We start from the raw sequence: 20,047 nt of genomic DNA, 5'->3' as shown, positions 1-20,047 counted from the left end.
CGACCATGACGCCTTCGAAGCGAGACCGCGCCGCGGCCCTGCCCGCCGACCTGCGGGAAGCCCTGCGGCTCCGGCTGGCCGGACGGTCCGGCGCCGCCGAGGGGGGCATCCCGCGCGCCGACCGCGGCCTCCCGCTGCCGCCCTCCTTCGTCCAGCAGCGCCTGTGGTTCCTGGACCGGCTGCGGCCCGGCGACCCCCGCTACAACAGCGCCGTCGCCGTCCGGTTCACCGGCCCGCTGGAGCGCACCGCGCTCGCCGGGGCGCTGGCCGCCGTCACGGCGCGCCACGAGGGGCTGCGGACCACCTTCGACGAGACCGACGGCCGGCCGGTCCAGACCGTACGGCCGGCCGAGCCGCCGCCGCTGCCGGTCCGGGAGAGCAGCGGGCCGCAGGACCTCGACACGCTCCTGCGCGAGGAGTACTCCCGCCCCTTCGACCTGCGGCAGGGGCCGCTGCTGCGCGCCCTGCTGGTGCGCGAGTCCGACACCTCGCACGTCCTGCAACTGACCGCGCACCACATCGTCACCGACGGCTGGTCGATGGGCGTCGTCCTGGACGAGCTGTGCACCGCCTACGACGCCCTGGCCCGGGGCGTGCGACCGCAGCTGCCCCCGGTGGCCACCCAGTACCCGGACTTCGCGGTCTGGCAGCGCGAGCAGCTCTCCGGCGACCGACTGGACAGACAGCTGACGTACTGGAAGGGGAAGCTGGCCGGAGCGGTGCCGCCCGAGCTGCCGCTGGACCGGCCGCGCCGCGGCGAGGAGGCGGGCCCCGGAGCCGTCCACACCTTCACCGTGCCCGCCCGGCTCACCACCCGGCTGCGCGAACTCGCGGCCGAGCGGCACGGCACGCTCCACACCGTCCTGGTCGCCGCCACCCAGGCCCTGCTGGCCCGCTGGTCCGGCCAGGAGGACGTCACCGTCGGCTCCCTGACACCCGGGCGCTCCCGCACCGAGCTGGAGCGGGCCGTCGGCTGCTTCGTCAACACCGTGGTGCTGCGCACCCGGGTGGAGTCCGCCGGCTCCTTCCGCGCGCTGCTGGCGGCCGCCACCGAGACCGGCAACGACGCGCTCGCGCACGGTGACACGCCCTTCGAGCGGCTGGTCGAGGCGGTCGGCGCGCCCCGCGAGGCCGGCCGCAACCCGCTGTTCGACGTACTCGTCCTGCTGCACCCGGCGCCGTCCGCGGCCGACGCCCCGCACGGGCTGGCGCTCTCCCCGGTCGCCGTGCCCCGACAGGCCGCCACCTTCGACCTCAGTGTGGAGTTCGTCCCGGACGGCGAGGCGCTCACCGGTGCGCTGGAGTACCGCGCCGACCTCTTCGACGCCGGCACCGCACGACGGATGACCGACCAGCTGCTGCGGCTGCTGGAGGGCGCCGCCGCCGAACCGGACCGCCCGATCGGCACCCTGCCGCTGCTCTCCGCGCGGGAGACCGGGCAGCTGACCCGGGAGTGGAACGCCACCGAACTGCCCGTGGCGGACACCACCTACCCCGAACTGCTGCAACGCCGGGCGGCGCTGACCCCGGACGCCCCGGCGCTGGTCGCCGGGACGGCGTGCCTCGACTACGCGACGCTCAACGCCCGCGCCAACCGGCTCGCCCACCACCTCATCGCGCTCGGCGCCGGCCCCGAACGACTCGTCGCACTGCGCCTGCCGCGCACCGCCGACATGGTCATCGCGATGGTCGCCGTCTGGAAGGCCGGCGCCGGCTACCTGCCGCTGGACCCGGCGCTGCCGGCCGAGCGGGTCCGCCAACTCCTGGACGACGCCCGCCCGGCCCTGGTCCTGGACGAGGCGGCGCTGCGCGCGCTGCCCGCCACCGGGCCGGACACCGACCCCACCGACGCCGACCGGAGCGCCCCGCTGCACCCGGCGAACACCGCGTACGTGCTCCACACCTCCGGCTCCACCGGCCGCCCCAAGGGCGTCGCCGTCCCGCACCGGGCGCTGGTGAACCTGCTGGCCGCCCACCGGGCGGGCTTCGTCGCCGACACCGGCGGCGGACCGCTGCGCGTGGCGCTGACCGCCTCGTTCTCCTTCGACACCTCCCTGGAGGGCGTGCTGCTGATGGCCGACGGCCACCCGCTGCACCTGGTCGACGAGGCGACCCGGATGGACCCGGCGGCCCTGGTCGAGTACGTCGTGCGGCACCGCGTCGACTTCCTCGACGTGACCCCCTCCTACCTGCGCCAACTGCTGCCCGCCGGGCTGCTCGACGACCCGCGGCACCGCCCGCGGGTGCTGATGCTCGGTGGCGAGGCGGTCGGGCCCCGGCTCTGGCGCGAACTCGCCGGGCGCCCGGACACCGCCGCCTACAACTACTACGGCCCCACCGAGTGCACGGTCGACGCGCTGGCCTGCCGGATCGCCGGAGCGGACCGGCCGCTGGTGGGCCGTCCGCTGCCCAACGTCCGGGCGTACGTCCTGGACGGCCGGCTGCAACCGGTGCCGCCCGGGGTGAGCGGCGAACTCCACCTGGCGGGCCGGCAGATCGCCCGCGGCTACCTCGGGCGGCCGGGGCTGACCGCCGCCCGCTTCCTCGCCGACCCCTTCGGCCCGCCCGGCAGCCGGATGTACCGCACCGGCGACCTTGCCCGCTGGACCGCCGACGGGCGCCTGGAGTACCTCGGGCGCGCCGACGACCAGGTCAAGGTGCGCGGCCACCGGATCGAACCCGGCGAGGTCGAGGCCGCGCTGCTCGACCTGCCCGAGGTCACCGCCGCCGCCGTCGCCGCCGTGCCCGACGCGCGCGGCCACATCCGGCTGGCCGCCTACCTGGTCCTCGCCGAGGGAGCGGCCCGCCCGGCCGCAGACCTGAGGGCGGCCCTGCGGCGGGTGCTGCCCGACCACCTGGTGCCGTCCTCCTTCACCGAGCTGGACGCCCTGCCGCTCACCGTCAGCGGCAAGCTGGACCGTCGCGCGCTGCCCGCCCCCGAACCCGAAACCGGCGTTCGGGAAGGGGAGTTCACCGCGCCGCGCACCCCCGAGGAGGAGACCCTCGCCCGGATCTGGGCCGAGGTGCTGGGCGTGCCCAGGGTCGGTGTCACGGACAACTTCTTCGAGCTCGGCGGCGACTCCATCCTGAGCATCCAGGCGGTCTCCCGCGCCCGCGCGGCCGGCCTGCGGATCGGCTCCCAGGACGTCTTCCGCCACCAGACCGTCGCCGACCTGGTCGCCGCGGTCCGCCCGGCCACCGCCGCGGCCGCCCCCCGGCCGCGGCACGGGGACGGACCGGCCCCGCTGACCCCGGTCCAGGAATGGTTCTTCGCCGCCCACGGCCCACAGAGCCGCTTCAGCATGTCGATGCTGCTCGACCTGCCGCAGCAGCTCGACGAACCGGCCCTGGAACGGGCGCTGCGGGCCGTCGTGTCCGCCCACCCGGCGCTGCGCACCCGGTTCACCCTGGGCGCGGACGGCTGGCGCCAGCAGCCGGTCGAGGCCCCGGACACCGCCCCGCTGACCCGGCTCGATCCGGCGGCGGACCGGGCCGAGGCCGCCGACGCCGCCCGCGCCGCCCTCGACCCGGCCACCGGCGAACTGCTGCGCGCCGTCCTGCTGCGCGACGTCCGTCCGGGCCCGGCAGGCGAGGCCCGTCCCCAGCTCTTCCTGACGGCCCACCACCTGGCCGTGGACAGCTTCTCCTGGCGGGTACTGCTCGCCGACCTGGAACAGGCCTACCGGCAGGCGGCGGCGGGCGCCGAACCGCTCCTGGCACCCGAGCCCACCCCGTTCACCGACTGGGCCCGCGACCTCAGCGAACTGGTCCGGTCCGGCGGGCTCGACGAGGACCTGCCGTACTGGACGGCCGAAGCGGGGGCACCGGCCGAGCCGCTGCCCGTCGACCACCCCGGAGGCACCCCGTCGGCCGGCTCCGTGCGCACCCTGCGCACCCGGCTGGACCGCGCCACCACCGAGGCGCTGCTGCGGAAGGTCCCCGAGGTCTACCGGACCCAGGTCAACGACGTCCTGCTGAGCGCACTGGGCCGGGCCCTCGCCGACTGGACCGGCACCGGGGAAGTCACCGTCGCACTGGAGGGCCACGGCCGGGAGGACCTGTTCGACGGGCTGGACCTCTCCCGGACCGTCGGCTGGTTCACCACCCAGTACCCCGTCACCCTCACCCCGGTCGGCCCGGCCGACGCGCCGGACTGGGCCGCCACGCTCAAGCAGGTCAAGGAGCGGCTGCGGGCCGTACCCCGCCGCGGCCTGGGCTACGAGGCCCTCGCCCGCCTGGGCTCACCCGACCCGGCCGCCCGCCCCCTGCGGGACGTCCCGCTGCCACAGGTCTGCTTCAACTACCACGGGCAGTGGACCGCCCCCGCGGCCGGCGACTTCGCCCCCGCCGGCGACACCCCCGGCCGGGACCTCGCCCCGCACGAGCCGCTGGACCACCTGCTCGACGTCTCCGCCGTGGTCGCCGACGGCGAGCTGGAACTCACCTGGCACTACAGCGACCAGGCACACGAGACGGCCACCGTCCAGGCCCTGGCCCGGGCCACCGCCGACGCGCTGACCGCCGTCGTCGAGCACTGCGCCCGCCCCGACGCGGGCGGCCGCACCCCTTCCGACTTCCCGCTGGCCGGCCTCGACCAGGCCGCCGTGGACCGGATCGTCGGCGACGGGCGGGACGTCGAGGACCTGCTGCCGCTCACCCCGCTCCAGGAGGGCATGCTCTTCCACCGCCTGGTCGGCGGCCCGGACGACGTCTACGTGGACCAGGCCGCCCTGCTGCTGGAGGGCGTGGGCGACCCGCACGCGTTCGCCCTCGCCTGGCAGCGGGTCGCCGACCGCACGCCCGCGCTGCGCACCTCCGTGCGGTGGGAGGGCGTCCCCCGCCCGCTGCAGGTGGTGCGCCGCGGCGTCCGGCTGCCGGTGACCCACCTGGACCTGCGGGCGCTCGACCCGCGCGAGCGCGCCGACCGGCTGGCCCGGCTGCGCGCCGACGACCTCGCCCAGGGGCTGGACATCGCCACGGCGCCGCTGACCCGGCTCACCCTGGTCCGGCTGCCCGAGGCCCGCCTGCAGCTGCTGTGGACCTCCCACCACCTGATCCTGGACGGCTGGAGCCTGGCCCAGGTGCTCACCGACGTGTTCGAGGAGTACGCGGCGCTGGGGCCTGTCCGGCGGATGTCGTCGGATCCGGCAAGATCCGCCGGACAGGCCCTGGCCACCGGGGGTGCGCCGACCCCGGCCGTGCGCCGCCCGTTCGCCGACTACGTCCGCTGGCTGGCCGACCAGGACGACGAGGCCGCCCGCGCGCACTGGCGGGGCGTCCTGGCGGGCTTCGCCACCGCGACCCCGCTGCCCGCCGACCGGGTGCGCCGGGGGGCCCACCGGGCCCGGTCGGCGGACACCCACACCGCGCGCCTGTCCGAGGAGGCCTCCGAGCGCCTGGCCCGCACCGCCCGGCAGGCCGGGCTGACCCTCGGCACCGTGGTCCAGGGAGCCTGGGCACTCCTGCTGTCCCGCTACAGCGGCGAGCCGGACGTCCTGTTCGGCACGACCGTCTCCGGCCGCCCCGAGGAACTGCCCGGCGTCGAGTCGATGATCGGCATGTTCATCAACACCCTGCCCACCAGGGTCCGGGTGGACGGCCGCCGCCCCGCCGCCGCCTGGCTGCGGGAACTGCAGGAGGCCCAGGCCGAGGGCCGGCGCCACGCTGCGGTGTCCCTCGCCGAGCTCACCGGGTTCAGCGACGTACCGCGCGGCAGCGCGCTGTTCGACAGCATCGTCGCCTTCGAGAACTACCCCTTCGACGACGCCCGCACGGCCGGCACCGGGGTGCGCCTCGCGGAGGTCTCCTCCCGGGACGCCACCAACTACCCGCTGGTCCTGCGCGCCCACCAGGGGGTGCACCTCGGCTTCGACCTGGCCTACGACCCGGAGCTGTTCGACGCCGGGACCGTCCGCGGCCTCGCCGAGCGGCTGTGCCTGCTGCTCACCGAACTGGCCGGGGGACTGGACCGCCCGCTGCGCGCCCTGGCCTGGACCACCGTCGAGGAGCGGCACCGCCTGCTGGTCGACCGGAACGGCACCGCGCACGGCCGGCCCGCCCACACCCTGGTGGACCTCTTCGAGGCGCAGGCCGCCCGCATCCCGCACGCCGAGGCGGTCACCTGCGGAGCCGAGCACCTCGACTACGCCACCCTGGACGCCAGGGCCGGCCGGCTCGCCCACCGGCTGGCCGAACTCGGCGCCGGGCCCGAGCGGTTCGTCGCCCTCGCCCTGCCCCGGACGGCCGAGCTGGTGGTGGCCGTCCTCGCCGTCCTCAAGACCGGCGCGGCCTATCTGCCGCTCGACCCGGGCCTGCCGGCCGAGCGCCGCGCCCAACTGCTGTGCGATGCCGCCCCGGTGGCCCTGGTGACGTCCTCGGCCGAAACCGCCGAGGTGCCCGTCCTCGCGCTGGACGACCCGCGGGTGCGCGCCGACCTGGCCCGTCGCCCGGCCGGACCGCCCGCCCCCGGTCACCGGCCACTTCCCGACAACCCCGCCTACGCCATCTTCACCTCCGGCTCCACCGGCCGCCCCAAGGGCGTCGTGGTGCCCCACGCCAACGTGGTGCGGCTGTTCGAGCAGACCCGGGAGCTGTTCGGCTTCGGTGCCCAGGACGTCTGGACGCTCTTCCACTCCTACACCTTCGACTTCTCGGTGTGGGAGCTGTGGGGCCCGCTGCTGCACGGCGGCCGGCTCGTCGTCGTGCCCGAGTCCACCGCCCGCTCGCCGGAGGACTTCCTGCGGCTGCTCGCCGACGAGCGGGTCACCGTGCTCAACCAGACCCCGTCCGCGTTCTACCCGCTGATCCGCGCGGACGCCGAGAACCCGCGCGAACTCGCCCTGCGCACGGTGGTCTTCGGCGGTGAGGCGCTGGACGTCACCCGGCTCGCCGACTGGTACGCCCGCCACCCGCAGGACGCGCCGCGACTGGTCAACATGTACGGCATCACCGAGACGACCGTGCACGTCACCCACGCCCCGCTGGACCGGGCGACCGCCGCCGCCGGCGGCCCGGGCCCGATCGGCACCGGCATCCCGGACCTGCGGCTGTACGTGCTCGACGCCGACCTCGCCCCGGTGCCCCCCGGCGCGGTGGGCGAACTGTACGTCGCGGGCGAGGGCCTGGCCCGCGGCTACCTCAACCGGCCCGGGCTGACCGCCACCCGCTTCCTCGCCGACCCGTTCGGCGCCCCGGGCACCCGGATGTACCGCACCGGCGACCGGGTCCGCCGCCAGGCCGACGGCACCCTGCGCTACCTGGGCCGCGCCGACCAGCAGGTCAAGATCCGCGGCTACCGGATCGAACCCGGCGAGATCGAGGCCGCCCTGCACACCCACCCGGGCGTGGGCCTCGCCACCGTCGGCGTCTACCAGGACGCCGCCGGCACCCGCCGACTGGTCGCCCACGTCGTCGCCGGCCGGGGCGCGGACCGGCCCCCGACCGCCGCCGAACTCCGCACCCACCTGGAACGGCTGCTGCCCGCCTACCTGGTACCCGCCGCCTACGTCCCGATGACGGCCCTGCCGCTGACCCCCAACGGCAAGCTCGACCGGCGCGCGCTGCCCGTGCCCGGTCCGGACGGCTTCGCCGCCGGCCGTACGCGCACCGCACCCCGCACCCGCGCCGAGCGGCTGGTCGCCGCCGCCTGGACGGAGGTGCTGGACACCGCCGAGGCCGGCGTCGAGGACGACTTCTTCGCCCTCGGCGGCGACTCCATCCTCGCCGTCCGGGTCACCGCCCGGCTGCGCGCGGCCTTCGGCTGCGCGGACCTCTCGCCCCGACTGCTGTTCACCCACCCCGTGCTGGCGGACCTGGCCGAAGCCCTCAGCGAGCCGGCCGGCACCGCCCCCGCCGCCATCCCCGTCCTCGCGACACCTCCTGTCGAAGGCGCGGACGCCGAACCGCCGCTGTCCTACGCCCAGCAGCGGCTCTGGTTCCTCGACCGCTTCGAGCCGGGCAGCACCGAGTACACCACGCTGGCCGTGCTGCGCCTGCGCGGAGTGCTCGACCGCGCCGCACTGGGCGCCGCGCTGGACGCCCTGGTCGAGCGGCACGAGGCGCTGCGGACCACCTTCGCCGAGCGGGACGGCCGGGCCCGACAGGTGGTGCGCCCGCCGCACCCGGTCGAGCTGCCCTGCGAGGACCTCGACCCGGCGGGCCTCGACGCGCTGCTGGAGCGGATCGCCGCCACCCCCTTCGACCTCGCCGCCGGGCCCCTGCTGCGGGCCCGGCTGGCCCGGACGGCCGAGGACGAGCACGTGCTCGCGCTGGCGGTGCACCACATCGCCACCGACGGCTGGTCGATGGACGTCCTGGGCCGTGACCTGGCCGAGCTGTACGCGGCGGCCCTGGGCGGCCGCCGCCCGGACCTGCCCGCACTGCCCGTGCGCTACACCGACTTCGCGGCCTGGCAGCGCGCCCGCACCGACCGGACCGAGGCCGACCTCGCGTACTGGCGGCGGACCCTGGCCGGGCTGGCCCCGCTGGAGCTGCCCACCGACCGGCCGCGCCCGGCGGTGCGCGGCCGGGACGGCGCCCTGGTCACCTTCACGCTGCCCGCCGAGCTGACCGCACGGCTGCGCGAGCGGGGCCGGGAGGTCGACGGCACCCTCTACACCGTGCTGCTGGCGGCCTGTCAGGTGCTGCTCGCCCGCTGGGCCGGGCAGCGGGACATCGCCGTCGGCACCGTCACCTCGGGCCGCGAGCACGGCGAACTCCACGACGTGGTCGGCATGTTCGTCAACACCCTGGTGCTGCGCGGCGAGGTCCGGCCGGAGTCGTCCTTCCGCGAGCTGCTGGCCGCCGCCCGGGCCACCGTCCTGGAGGCCCTCGGCCACCAGGAGGCGCCCTTCGAACGGCTGGTGGACGAGCTCCAGCCGGAGCGCGACACCAGCCGCACACCGCTGTTCCAGGTCATGGTGGCCCTGCACAACCTCGGCGCCGAGGTGCCGCGGCTGCCGGGCCTGGTGGTCGAGCCGGTCACCCCGCCGGTCCTGGGCGCCACCTTCGACCTCTCCTTCGACTTCGTCGAGGGCGACGGCGGACTGACCGGCCACCTGGAGTACAACACCGGGCTGTTCGACCCGCGGACCGCCGAGAACCTGGCGGCCTGGCTGCGGGCCCTGCTGGAGGCCGCGGCCGAGGACCCGGCCACGGCCGTCGGCGACCTGCCCCTGATGACGGCCGACCAGCGGCATCGGGTACTGACACTTGGGCGGGGCGAGGAGTTGCCCGCGGAGCCGGACACCACCTTTCCGGCCCTGTTCGAGTCGCAGGTCGCCCGCACCCCGCACGCCACCGCCCTGGTCGCCCGGGACACCGTCCTCGACTACGCCGCCCTCAACGCCCGGGCCAACCGGCTCGCCCGCCACCTGGTCGCCCTCGGCGCCGGCCCGGAGCAGCTGGTCGCGGTCCGGCTGCCGCGCACCTCGGACCTGGTGGTGGCGCTGTTCGCGGTGCTCAAGGCGGGCGCCGCCGTGCTCTTCGTCGACCAGGATCTGCCGGAGGAACGGGCCGCCCTCCTGCTCGACGACGCCCGGCCGCAGGCCGTGGTGACCGAGCGGATGCTGCGCGAGGTGCCCTGGGACACGCTGCCCGACCACGACCTCACCGACGCCGACCGGACCTGCCCGCTGCTGCCGCAGCACACCGCCTACGTCGTCTTCACCTCCGGCTCGACCGGCCGACCCAAGGGCGTTGCCGTCGAGCACCGGCAACTGCTCAACTTCTGCCGGGACCACCGCGAGGAACTGGTCACGCCGCGCACCGCCGACGGCAGCCGGCTGCGGGTCGCGCTCAGCGCCTCCCTCTCCTTCGACACCAGCTGGGAGAGCCCGCTGCTGCTTGTGCTGGGCCAGGAACTCCACCTGATCGACGAGGACGTCCGGCTGGACCCGCAGGCGTTCCGCGCCCTGGTCGTCGAACGCCGGCTGGACGTGGTCAACGTCACCCCCTCCTTCCTGCGCGAACTCATCGCCGCCGGCCTGCTCGCACCCGGCCCGCACCACCCCCGCCTGCTGCTGATCGGCGGCGAGGCCCTGCCCGCCGCCACCTGGCGGGAGCTGTGCGCGGCACACGCCGACTTCGGCGTCACCGCCTACAACCTGTACGGGCCGACCGAGTGCACCGTCGACGCCGCCTACGCCCGGTGCGCCGACCACCCCGGCCGCCCGGTCATCGGCCGCCCCGGCCGCAACCTGCGGGCCTACCTGCTCGACGGCACCCTGCGGCCGGTCCCGCCCGGCATGCCGGGGGAGCTGTACCTGGCGGGTGCCCAGGTGGCCCGCGGCTACCTGAACCGGCCCGGGCTGACCGCCGCCCGCTTCCTCGCCGACCCGTTCGGCGCCCCGGGCACCCGGATGTACCGCACCGGCGACTCGGCCCGCTGGGACGCGAACGGGCAGCTGGAGTTCCTCGGCCGGGTCGACGAGCAGCTCAAGATCCGCGGCTTCCGGATCGAGCCCGGCGAGGTGGAGGCCGCCCTGCTGACCCACCCGGACCTCGCCGACTGCGCGGTCGCCGCCCGCGAGCACGCGGGCCGCACGATGCTCGTCGGCTACCCGGTGCCGGCCGGCGCCCGGGTGCCGCCCGCCGACGAACTGCGGGCCTGGCTGCGGCGGACCCTGCCCGACCACCTGGTGCCCGCCGCGTTCGTCCCGCTGGCCCGGATCCCCCGCACCACCAGTGGCAAGACGGACCGACGCGCGCTGCCCGCCCCGCCGAGCCGGCCCGACAGCGCCACCCCGTACGTCGCACCGCGCCCCGGCACCGAGCAGCGACTCGCCGCGATCTGGGCCGAGGTGCTGGGCGTGGAGCGGGTCGGCGCCCGGGACAACTTCTTCGCGCTCGGCGGCGACTCCATCCTCAGCATCCAGATCGTCTCCCGGGCCCGGGCCGCCGGGCTCGCCCTCACCGCCAAGGACGTCTTCCGGCACCAGAACATCGCCGAACTGGCGCTCAACGTCACGGAGTCGGTCGAGCGCCCGGACCCGGGCGAGAGCGCACCCGGCGAGGCGCCGCTCACCCCGATCCAGCACTGGTACCTGGACGGCCGCCGCCCCGGCGACGCCCTGCGCTTCACCATGACCCAGCGCCTGGAACTCGCCCCCGGCACCGACCCGGAGGCCCTGCGCCAAGCCGTCCTGGCCCTCGTGGACCACCACGCCGCGCTGCGCACCCGCTTCCGCCGCACCGGGGCCGGCTGGCGCCAGGAGGTGGCGGACCGGCGGCCGGAGGGCGTCCTCAGCCGCCACGACGCCAGCGGCCTCGACGCCACCGCCCTGGAGGAGCGGGTGCAGCGGGCCACCGAGGAGGCCCAGCGCTCGCTCGACCCCGTCGAGGGCCGCACCGTGCGCGCCCTGCACTTCGACCGCGGCGGGCAGCTGCCCGGCCAACTCGTCCTCACCGTCCACCACCTGGCCGTGGACGGGGTCTCCTGGCGCATCCTGCTGGCCGACCTCGAAACGGCCTACCGCGCGGCCCGCACCGGAGCACCGGTGGAACTGCCGTCGGCCGGCACCGCCTACGGCCACTGGGCCACCCGGCTGGAGCGGCACACCCGCGCCGGCGCCCTCGACGGCGACACCGCCCACTGGACCGCCACCGGCACGGCCCCCGCGGGCCTGCCCGCCGGCCGGCCCGCCCCCAACACCCACGCCACCGCCGCCACCGTCACCGTCACGCTGGACGAGCGGACCACCGAGGCCCTGCTGCGCCACGTCCCCGAGGTCTACCGCACCCAGGTCAACGACGTCCTGCTCAGCGCCCTCGGCCGCACCCTGGCCCGCTGGTGCGAGCGGGACACCGTGCTGATCGGGGTGGAGGGGCACGGCCGCGAGGACCTCTTCGAGGACCTGGACCTGTCCCGGACGGTCGGCTGGTTCACCGCCGAGTTCCCGCTCGCCCTGCACGTCGATCCCCAGGCCGGCTGGCACCACACCCTGCGCTCGGTCAAGGAGCAGCTGCGCGCCGTCCCGCTGCGCGGACTCAGCTACGGCGCGCTGCGCCACCTGCGGCCGGACAGCCCGCTGACCGGCCACGCCGCGCCGCAGGTCGGCTTCAACTACCACGGCCAGTGGGACGGCCGCGGCGGCGCCGACGGCCTGGTCCGCGGCCAGCTGCCTCCGGCCGGCCGCGACAGCGACCCGGACGAGCCCCGCCCCTACCTGCTGGAGGTCACCGGCGTCGTCCAGGACGGCCGCCTCGAACTGGGCTGGACCTACCCCGCCGCCGTCTACGACGAGGCCCTCGTGCGCGGCCTCGCCGAGCAGATGCGCGCCGCGCTGCGGGAGGTGGCGGAGCACTGCGCCCGCCCCGGGGCCGGCGGCCGCACCCCGTCGGACTTCCCGCTCGCCGGCCTCGACCAGGACCGGCTGGACCGGCTGGTCGGCGACGGGCGCGAGGTCGAGGACGTGCTGCCGCTGACCCCGCTGCAGTCCGGCATGCTCTTCCACGGGCTGGTGGACACCGACGGCGCCTACGTCGACCGGGTCGCGGTGCGGCTGGCCGGCGTCGCCGACCCGCGGGCCTTCGCCGACGCCTGGCAGCGGGTCGCCGACCGCACCCCAGCGCTGCGCTCCAGTGTGCACTGGCGAGGCCTGCCGCACCCCGTCCAGCTGGTCGCCCGCCGCGCCGCGCTGCCCGTCAGCCACCGGGACTGGAGCGAACTGGCGCCGGAGCAACGGGAGTCGGCGACCGAGCGGCTGCTCGCCGAGGACCGCGCCGCCGGGCTGGAGCTCTCCACCGCTCCGCTCACCCGGCTCACCCTGGCCGCGCTGCCCGGCGACGAGGTGCTGCTGCTGTGGTCCACCCACCACATCGTGCTGGACGGCTGGAGCACCGGGCAGCTGCTCACCGAGGTCTGCGAGGAGTACGCCGCGCTGACCGGCGGCCCCCAGGCGCCCCGGCCGGTCCGGCGGCCGTTCGCGGACTTCCTGGACTGGCTGCGCGAGCAGGACCAGGACGCGGCCGAGGACCACTGGGCCGACGCCCTGGCCGGATTCACCGAACGGACCCCGCTGCCGTACGACCGCCCGCCGCTCCAGGCCCACCGCGCCCGAGCCACCTCCGCCGTCCACCGCGAACTGGACGAGGCGCTGTCCCGCCGGCTGCGGGAGAACGCCGCCGCGGCCGGACTGACCGTCAACACCGTGGTGGAGGGCGCCTGGGCCCTGCTGCTGGCGCGCTACGGCGGTGGCGACGACGTGGTCTTCGGCACCACCGTGTCCGGGCGCCCGGCCGAACTGCCCGGCGTGGAGTCGATGGTCGGCCTGTTCATCAACACCGTGCCGACCAGGGCGCGGACACCCTCCGGCGCTGTGCTGCCCTGGCTGCGGGACCTGCAGGAACGGCAGAGCGACGGCCGTCGCCACGACCACCTGGCGCTGTCCCGGGTCCAGACGCTGAGCGAACTGCCTGCCGGGGAGGCGCTGTTCGACAGCATGCTGGTCTTCGAGAACTACCCCGTCGACGAGTCGGCCGCGGCCAGGACCGGGGTCCGGGTGGTCGAGGTGCGCGCCGACGACGCCACCACCTTCCCCTGGTGCCTGCGCGCCCACCTGACCGAGCGGCTCGGTTTCGACCTGGCCTACGACCCCGGGCTGTTCGACCACCGGACGGCCCAGGACGCGGCGGACCGCCTGGCCCGCCTGCTCGGCGCCCTCGCCGAGGGCCTCGCGGGCGCCATCGACGACCTGGACCCGCTCACCCCGGCCGACCGGCAGCTACTGGCCGCCTGGCACCCCACCGCCCGTCCGGCGGCGCCCGGCAGCCCGCTGACGTGCTTCGCCGAGCAGGCCCGGCGCAGCCCCGACGCGCCCGCGGTGCGCGACGGCGCCCGCGAACTGACCTACCGCGAGCTCGACCACTGGTCGGACCGGGTGGCCGCCCGGCTGCTGGCCGAGGGCCTGGCGCCCGAGGCCCGGGTGGCGCTGCCGATGGACCGCTCGGCCGAACTCGTCGTCGCCCAACTGGCCGTCCTCAAGGCGGGCGGCGCCTACCTGCCGGTCGACCTGCGGGCCCCCGAGGAGCGCCGCCGCGCCCTGCTCGCCCGGGCGGGCGCCGCCCGCCGGCTCACCGCCGAGCAGGTCGCCGCCGCCCGCGCGGAGGCGGCGGAGCCGGCGCCGGCCCTGCCGTCGGCCGACCCCGACCGGCTGGCCTACGTGATGTTCACCTCCGGATCGACCGGGGAGCCCAAGGCCGTCGCGGTACGGCACCGCGACGTGGCCTCGCTCGCCACCGACAGCCGCTTCGCCGACGGCCGGTGCGAGCGGGTCCTGCTGCACTCACCGGTGGCCTTCGACGCCGCCACCTTCGAGGTCTGGGCACCGCTGCTGAACGGCGGCTGCGTGCTCGTCGCCCCCGACGGGCCGGTGGACGCCGTGCTGCTGCGCAGGCTCGCCGGGGCCGACGGGCCGACCGCGCTGTGGCTCACCGCCGGACTCTTCCGGCTGCTCGCGCAGGACGCGCCGGACTGCTTCGCGGGCCTGCGCACGCTCTGGACCGGCGGGGACACGGTGCCCGCCGCCGCGGTCCGCCGGGTCCTGGCGGCCTGCCCCGGGCTGACCGTGGTCGACGGCTACGGACCCACCGAGACCACCACCTTCGCCACCTCCTTCGCCCTCACCGAGGCGGCGGCGGTGCCCGACACCGTGCCCATCGGCCGCCCCCTGGACGACCGGCGCGTCCACGTCCTCGACCGGCGCCTGCGGCCCGTCCCGCCGGGCTGCGCGGGCGAACTGTACGTAGCCGGCGAGGGCGTGGCCCGCGGCTACCTGGGCCGGCCCGGCGAGACCGCGGCCCGCTTCCTCGCCGACCCGGCCGGCCCGCCCGGTGCCCGGATGTACCGCACCGGCGACCTGGCCAGGCGGCGCCCGGACGGCGCCGTCGAGTTCCTCGGCCGCGCCGACGACCAGGTGAAGATCCGCGGCTTCCGGGTCGAACCCGGCGAGGTGGAGGCCGCGCTCGCCGCCCACCCGCGGGTCACCGACGTCGCCGTGGCCGTCCACGAGGACCACTCCGGCGCCAAGCGGCTGGTCGCCCACGTGGTCGGCCCGGCCGGAGCCGACCCGGAGGATCTGCGCGCCTTCGCCGCCCGCACACTGCCCGACTACCTCGTCCCCGCCGCCTTCGTCCCGCTCCCCGCCCTTCCGCTGAGCCGCAACGGCAAGGTCGACCGGCGCGCCCTCCCGGCACCGGACCGGGAGCACGGCACCGGACACCGCGAGCACGTCGAGCCGCGCACCGAGGCCGAGCGCCGCGTCGCCGAGGTCTTCGCGGAGGTCCTGGACACCCCGCCGCCCGGCGTGCAGGACGGCTTCTTCGAACTGGGCGGCGACTCCATCCTCAGCATCCGGCTCGCCGCCCGACTGGCCGAGGCCTTCGACACCGACCTCACCCCCCGGGCGGTGTTCGACCACCCCACCCCGGCCGGCCTGGCCCGGCTGCTCACCGAGGCCCAGAGCCGCGAGGGCCGTCCGGCCGTCGTCCCGGTCGCCCGGGACGGCGCGGCGCCGATGTCTTACGCCCAGCAACGCCTCTGGTTCCTGGAGGAGTTCGCCCCCGGCGGCGCCGAGTACGTGACCGCACTGGCGCTGCGCCTGCGCGGCGCACTGGACACCGGCGCCCTCGGCGCGGCCCTGACCGCCCTGACGGCCCGCCACGAGTCGCTGCGCACCACCTTCGACAGCGTCGACGGCCATGGCGTCCAACTGGTCCACCCGCCGCGCGAGGTGCCGCTGGACCCGCACGACCTGTCCGAACTTCCGGAACAGGAGCGGGATTCGGCGCTGCGCGGGCTGCTCGCCGCCGAACGCGCCCGCCCCTTCGACCTGCGCCGCGGACCGCTGCTGCGCACCGGCCTGGTCAGGCTGGCCGACGACGACCATGTGCTGGCCCTGACCCTGCACCACATCGTCACCGACGGCTGGTCGACCGCCGTCCTGCTCACCGACCTGGCCCACCTCTACCGAGCCGAACTCGACCCGGGGGAGCCCGGGCCGGCGCCGCTGCCGGTGCAGTACGCCGACTACGCACACTGGCAGCGCGTCGTCGTCGACCCCGACGACGGCCAACTCGCCTATTGGGCCGGGCAGCTGGCCGGCGTCGAGCCGCTGCGCCTGCCCGTCGACCGGCCCCGGCCCGCGGTGCGCACCAGCAACGGGGCCACCGCCCGGATGGACCTGCCCGCCGACACGGCCCGCCGGCTGGCCCGGGTCGGCCGGGACCGGGGTGCCACCCTGTTCACCACGCTGGTCGCCGCCGCCCAGGCCTACCTCGCCCGGCTCAGCGGCGACCAGGACATCGCCGTCGGCACCGTCACCTCCGGGCGCGACCGGCCCGAGACCCAGGACCTCGTCGGCTTCTTCGTCAACACCCTGGTGCTGCGCTCCCGGGTCGAACCCCGGCAGCCCTTCACCGACCTCCTCGGCGAGGTGCGGCGGACCGTCCTGGACGCCTTCGCCCACCAGGACGTGCCGTTCGAGCGCGTGGTGGACGAGCTGCAGCCGGTGCGCGACACCAGCCGCAGCCCGCTCTTCCAGGTCCTGGTCGTCCTGCAGAACACCCCCTCGGTCGACCTCGACCTGCCGGGCCTCGCCGTGACGGACGTGGAGAGCGAGTCCACCCAGGCGGCCTTCGACCTCGTGCTCGAGTTCGCCGAGACGGACTCCGGCGCGCTGCACGGCCTGCTCACCTACAACACCGACCTGTTCGACCCCGCCACGGCCGAGCGGATGGTCGGCCAACTCGGCACCCTGCTGACCGCCCTCGCCCAGGACCCGGCGCTTCCCGTCGGCGCGCTGCCGCTGGCCGGTGCGGACGAACTCGCCGCCGAGCTCGACCGGGCGCGCGGCACCTTCCGTCCGGTGCCCGAGGCGACCCTCGCCGAGCTGTTCGAGCGTCAGGCCGCCCGCACCCCCGACGCCCCGGCGCTGCTCGACGGCGAACGGGAACTGAGCTACGCCGAGGTGGACCGGGCGGCCAACCGGCTCGCCCACCAGCTCATCCGGCGCGGCGTCGGACCGGAGAGGCTGGTCGCCCTCGCCCTGCCCCGCGGCGCGGCCGCGGTGGTCGCGCAGCTCGCCGTCGCCAAGGCCGGCGGCGCCTTCCTCCCGGTGGACCCGGACTACCCGGCGCCGCGGCGGGAGTTCATGACGCGCGACGCCGGTGCCACCGTGCTGCTCGACGACCCGGCCGGGGTGTGGACCGCGGACGGGCCGCGGACCCCGCCCACCGACGCCGACCGCACCCGCCCGCTCAGCCCCGGACACCCGGCGTACGTCATCTACACCTCCGGGTCGACCGGGACGCCCAAGGGCGTGCTGGTGACCCACCGCGGACTCACCGCCTTCGCCGCGGCCGCCGCCGAGCAGTACGCCGTCGGCCCGGGCGACCGGGTGCTCCAGTTCGCCTCACCCAGCTTCGACGCCTCCGTGCTGGAACTGTGCGTCTCCTTGCTCAGCGGGGCCGCGCTGGTCACCGGGGAGGAGGGGCCGCTGGTCGGCGAGCGACTGGCCGAGGTCCTGGCCGGGCGGCGGATCAGCCACACCCTGATCCCACCGGCGGCTCTGGCCACCGTGGACCCGGAGACGGCCGACGCGCTACCCGCCCTGCGCACCCTGATCGTCGGCGCCGAGGCCTGTCCGGCCGACCTGGTCGACACCTGGGCCCCCGGCCGCCGGATGGTCAACTCCTACGGCCCGACCGAGGCGACGGTGGTCGCCACCTGGACCGGCCCGCTGACACCGGACACCGGTACCCCCGCGATCGGCCGCCCCAGCGGCGCCACCCGCGCCTACGTCCTGGACACCGCCCTGCGGCCCGTACCGCCCGGCGTGACCGGGGAGCTCTATCTGGCCGGACCAGGCCTCGCCCGCGGCTACCTCGGCCGCCCGGGGCTGACCGCCGGGCGCTTCCTCGCCGACCCGTACGGCGCGCCGGGCGAACGCATGTACCGCACCGGCGACCTCGCCCGCCGCGGCGCCGACGGCCAGCTGCGGTTCGCCGGCCGCGCCGACGACCAGATCAAGCTGCGCGGCTTCCGGATCGAGCCGGGGGAGATCGAGAGCGCGCTGCGCCGCAGCCCCCTGGTGCGCGACGCGGTCGTCACCGTCCGCGCCGACGCCCCCGGCGGCGGCCGGCTGGTCGCCTACGTCGTCCCCGCCGACCCGGCGCAGGAACCCCCCTCCGCCCTGGAACTGCGCGCCCACCTGGCCGAGTCGCTGCCACCACACCTGGTCCCGTCGGTGTTCGTGCCGCTGGCACGGCTGCCGCTCACCCCGAACGGCAAGACCGACCGGCGGGCCCTGCCCGACCCTGGGCCGGCCCAGGGCGCGGCCGGTCCGTACCGCGCGCCGGAGACCGACACCGAACGCCGGATCGCCCGGATCTGGGCCGACGTCCTGGGCATCGAGGAGGTCGGCGCCGACGACAACTTCTTCCTGCTCGGCGGCGACTCCATCCTCAGCATGCAGGTGGTGTCGCGGCTGCGCCGGGACGGCCTGCACCTGGCCACCCGGGACCTGTTCACCCACCAGACCGTGGCCGAACTGGCCACCGTCGTGCGCGACGCCCCCGAACCCGGCGACGACGGCCCGGTGACCGGCGACGTACCGCTCACCTCCATCCAGGAGTGGTTCCTCACCACCCCGCGCGCCGCCCACCACCACTTCAACCAGTCGACGCTGCTCGAACTCGGCGCCGATCCGGACCCGCGGGCGCTGCGGGCCGCGCTGGACGCCCTGCTGGAGCACCACGACGCCCTGCGGATGCGCTTCACCCGCGAGGAGACGGGCTGGCACCAGTTCAACCCGCCGCCGGCCCGCATCGACGACCTCCTCGTCCGCCACGACCTGACCGGCCGGTCCGCCGAGGACGCCGAGGCGGCCATGGCCAAGGCCGCCGACGAGCTGCACGGCGGATTCGACCTGGCCCGGGGCCCGTTGCTGCGGGCGGCCCTGTTCACCGGCGCCCCGGGCCGCCCGGCCCTGCTGCTCCTGGTCGCCCACCACCTGGTGATCGACGCCGTCTCCTGGCGGGTGCTGCGGGACGACCTGGAGAGCGCCTACCGGCAGGCCGTCCAGGGTGCCACGATCACCCTGGGGGAGCGCGGCACCTCCTTCCGGGAGTGGGCGCAGCGGCTCGCCGCTCATGTCGCCGAGGGCGGTCTGGACCACGAACTGCCGTACTGGGAGCAAGCGGTGACCGCCCACCCGGCTCCGAGTTCACCGGCCGGGACCGTCGCCGAGCCCGTAGCCGTCGAGCTCGCAGCCGTCGAGCCCGAGGCCGTCGAGACCGCGGCGGTCACCGTGGAACTGGACGAGGCGGACACCGAGGCGCTGCTGCGCGCCGCCCCGGCGGCCTACCGCACCCGCGTCAACGACGTGCTGCTCGCCGCCCTCGCCCTGGCGCTGGCCCGTTGGACCGGGCACCAGCGGATCCGGCTGGACCTGGAGGGCCACGGCCGCGAGGACGTGGTGGACGGCGTGGACCTGTCCCGCACGGTCGGCTGGTTCACCACCGTCTACCCGGTCACCTTCCAGGTCCCCGCCCCCGAGGACCTCGACCCGGACCGGGACTGGCGCGCCCTGGTGAAGTCGGTCCGCCGCCAGCTGCGCGAGGTGCCGGGGAACGGACTGGGCTTCGGCGCCCTGCGCACCTTCGGCCCGCCCGAGGTCCGCGAGCGCCTGGCCGCCGGCGCGCACGGCCAGGTCGTCTTCAACTACCTCGGCCAGTGGGACGCACGCCCCGAGGCCGCCGGGGACGGCCTGGTCCGGGCCGAACTCGGCTCCTTCGGCCAGGACCACGACCCCCGCGACGGCGGCTCGCACCCGGTCGAGGTGGTGGGCGCGGCGCAGCACGGCCGTCTCGCCTTCACCTGGCACCACCGCCCCGCCGTCCACGACACCGCGACCGTGCGGCGGGCGGCCGAGGAGTTCGCCGCCGCGCTGCGCCACATTGCCCGGCACGCCCGGGGAGGACGGTGACCACCGCCCACCCCGGTCGGACCGCCTGAAACACACCGCCGATGAAGAACCGACGATGACGAAGG

The 20,047-nt window shown here is 76.4% G+C and carries 1 protein-coding gene; it reads left to right on the top strand.

The features are described 5' to 3' along the window. The first annotated feature begins 5 nt into the window (after positions 1–5). Positions 6–19,982 (top strand): non-ribosomal peptide synthase/polyketide synthase, encoded by a 19,977-nt coding sequence (locus ACGF12_RS10250; RefSeq protein ID WP_393027848.1) that lies wholly within the window; start codon positions 6–8, stop codon positions 19,980–19,982. The last annotated feature ends 65 nt before the right edge of the window (positions 19,983–20,047 follow it).

The sequence above is a fragment of the Kitasatospora sp. NPDC048296 genome (genome assembly GCF_043201815.1).
Lineage (GTDB): Bacteria > Actinomycetota > Actinomycetes > Streptomycetales > Streptomycetaceae > Kitasatospora.
The sequence above is the reverse complement of the archived record's forward strand: the minus strand, read 5'-3'. Positions and strand labels throughout refer to the sequence as shown.

What these genes read in the sequence shown, in the direction of transcription:
- ACGF12_RS10250 (WP_393027848.1), top strand. Translation starts at nt 6, where the DNA reads ATGACGCCTTCGAAGCGAGACCGCGCCGCGGCCCTGCCCGCCGACCTG.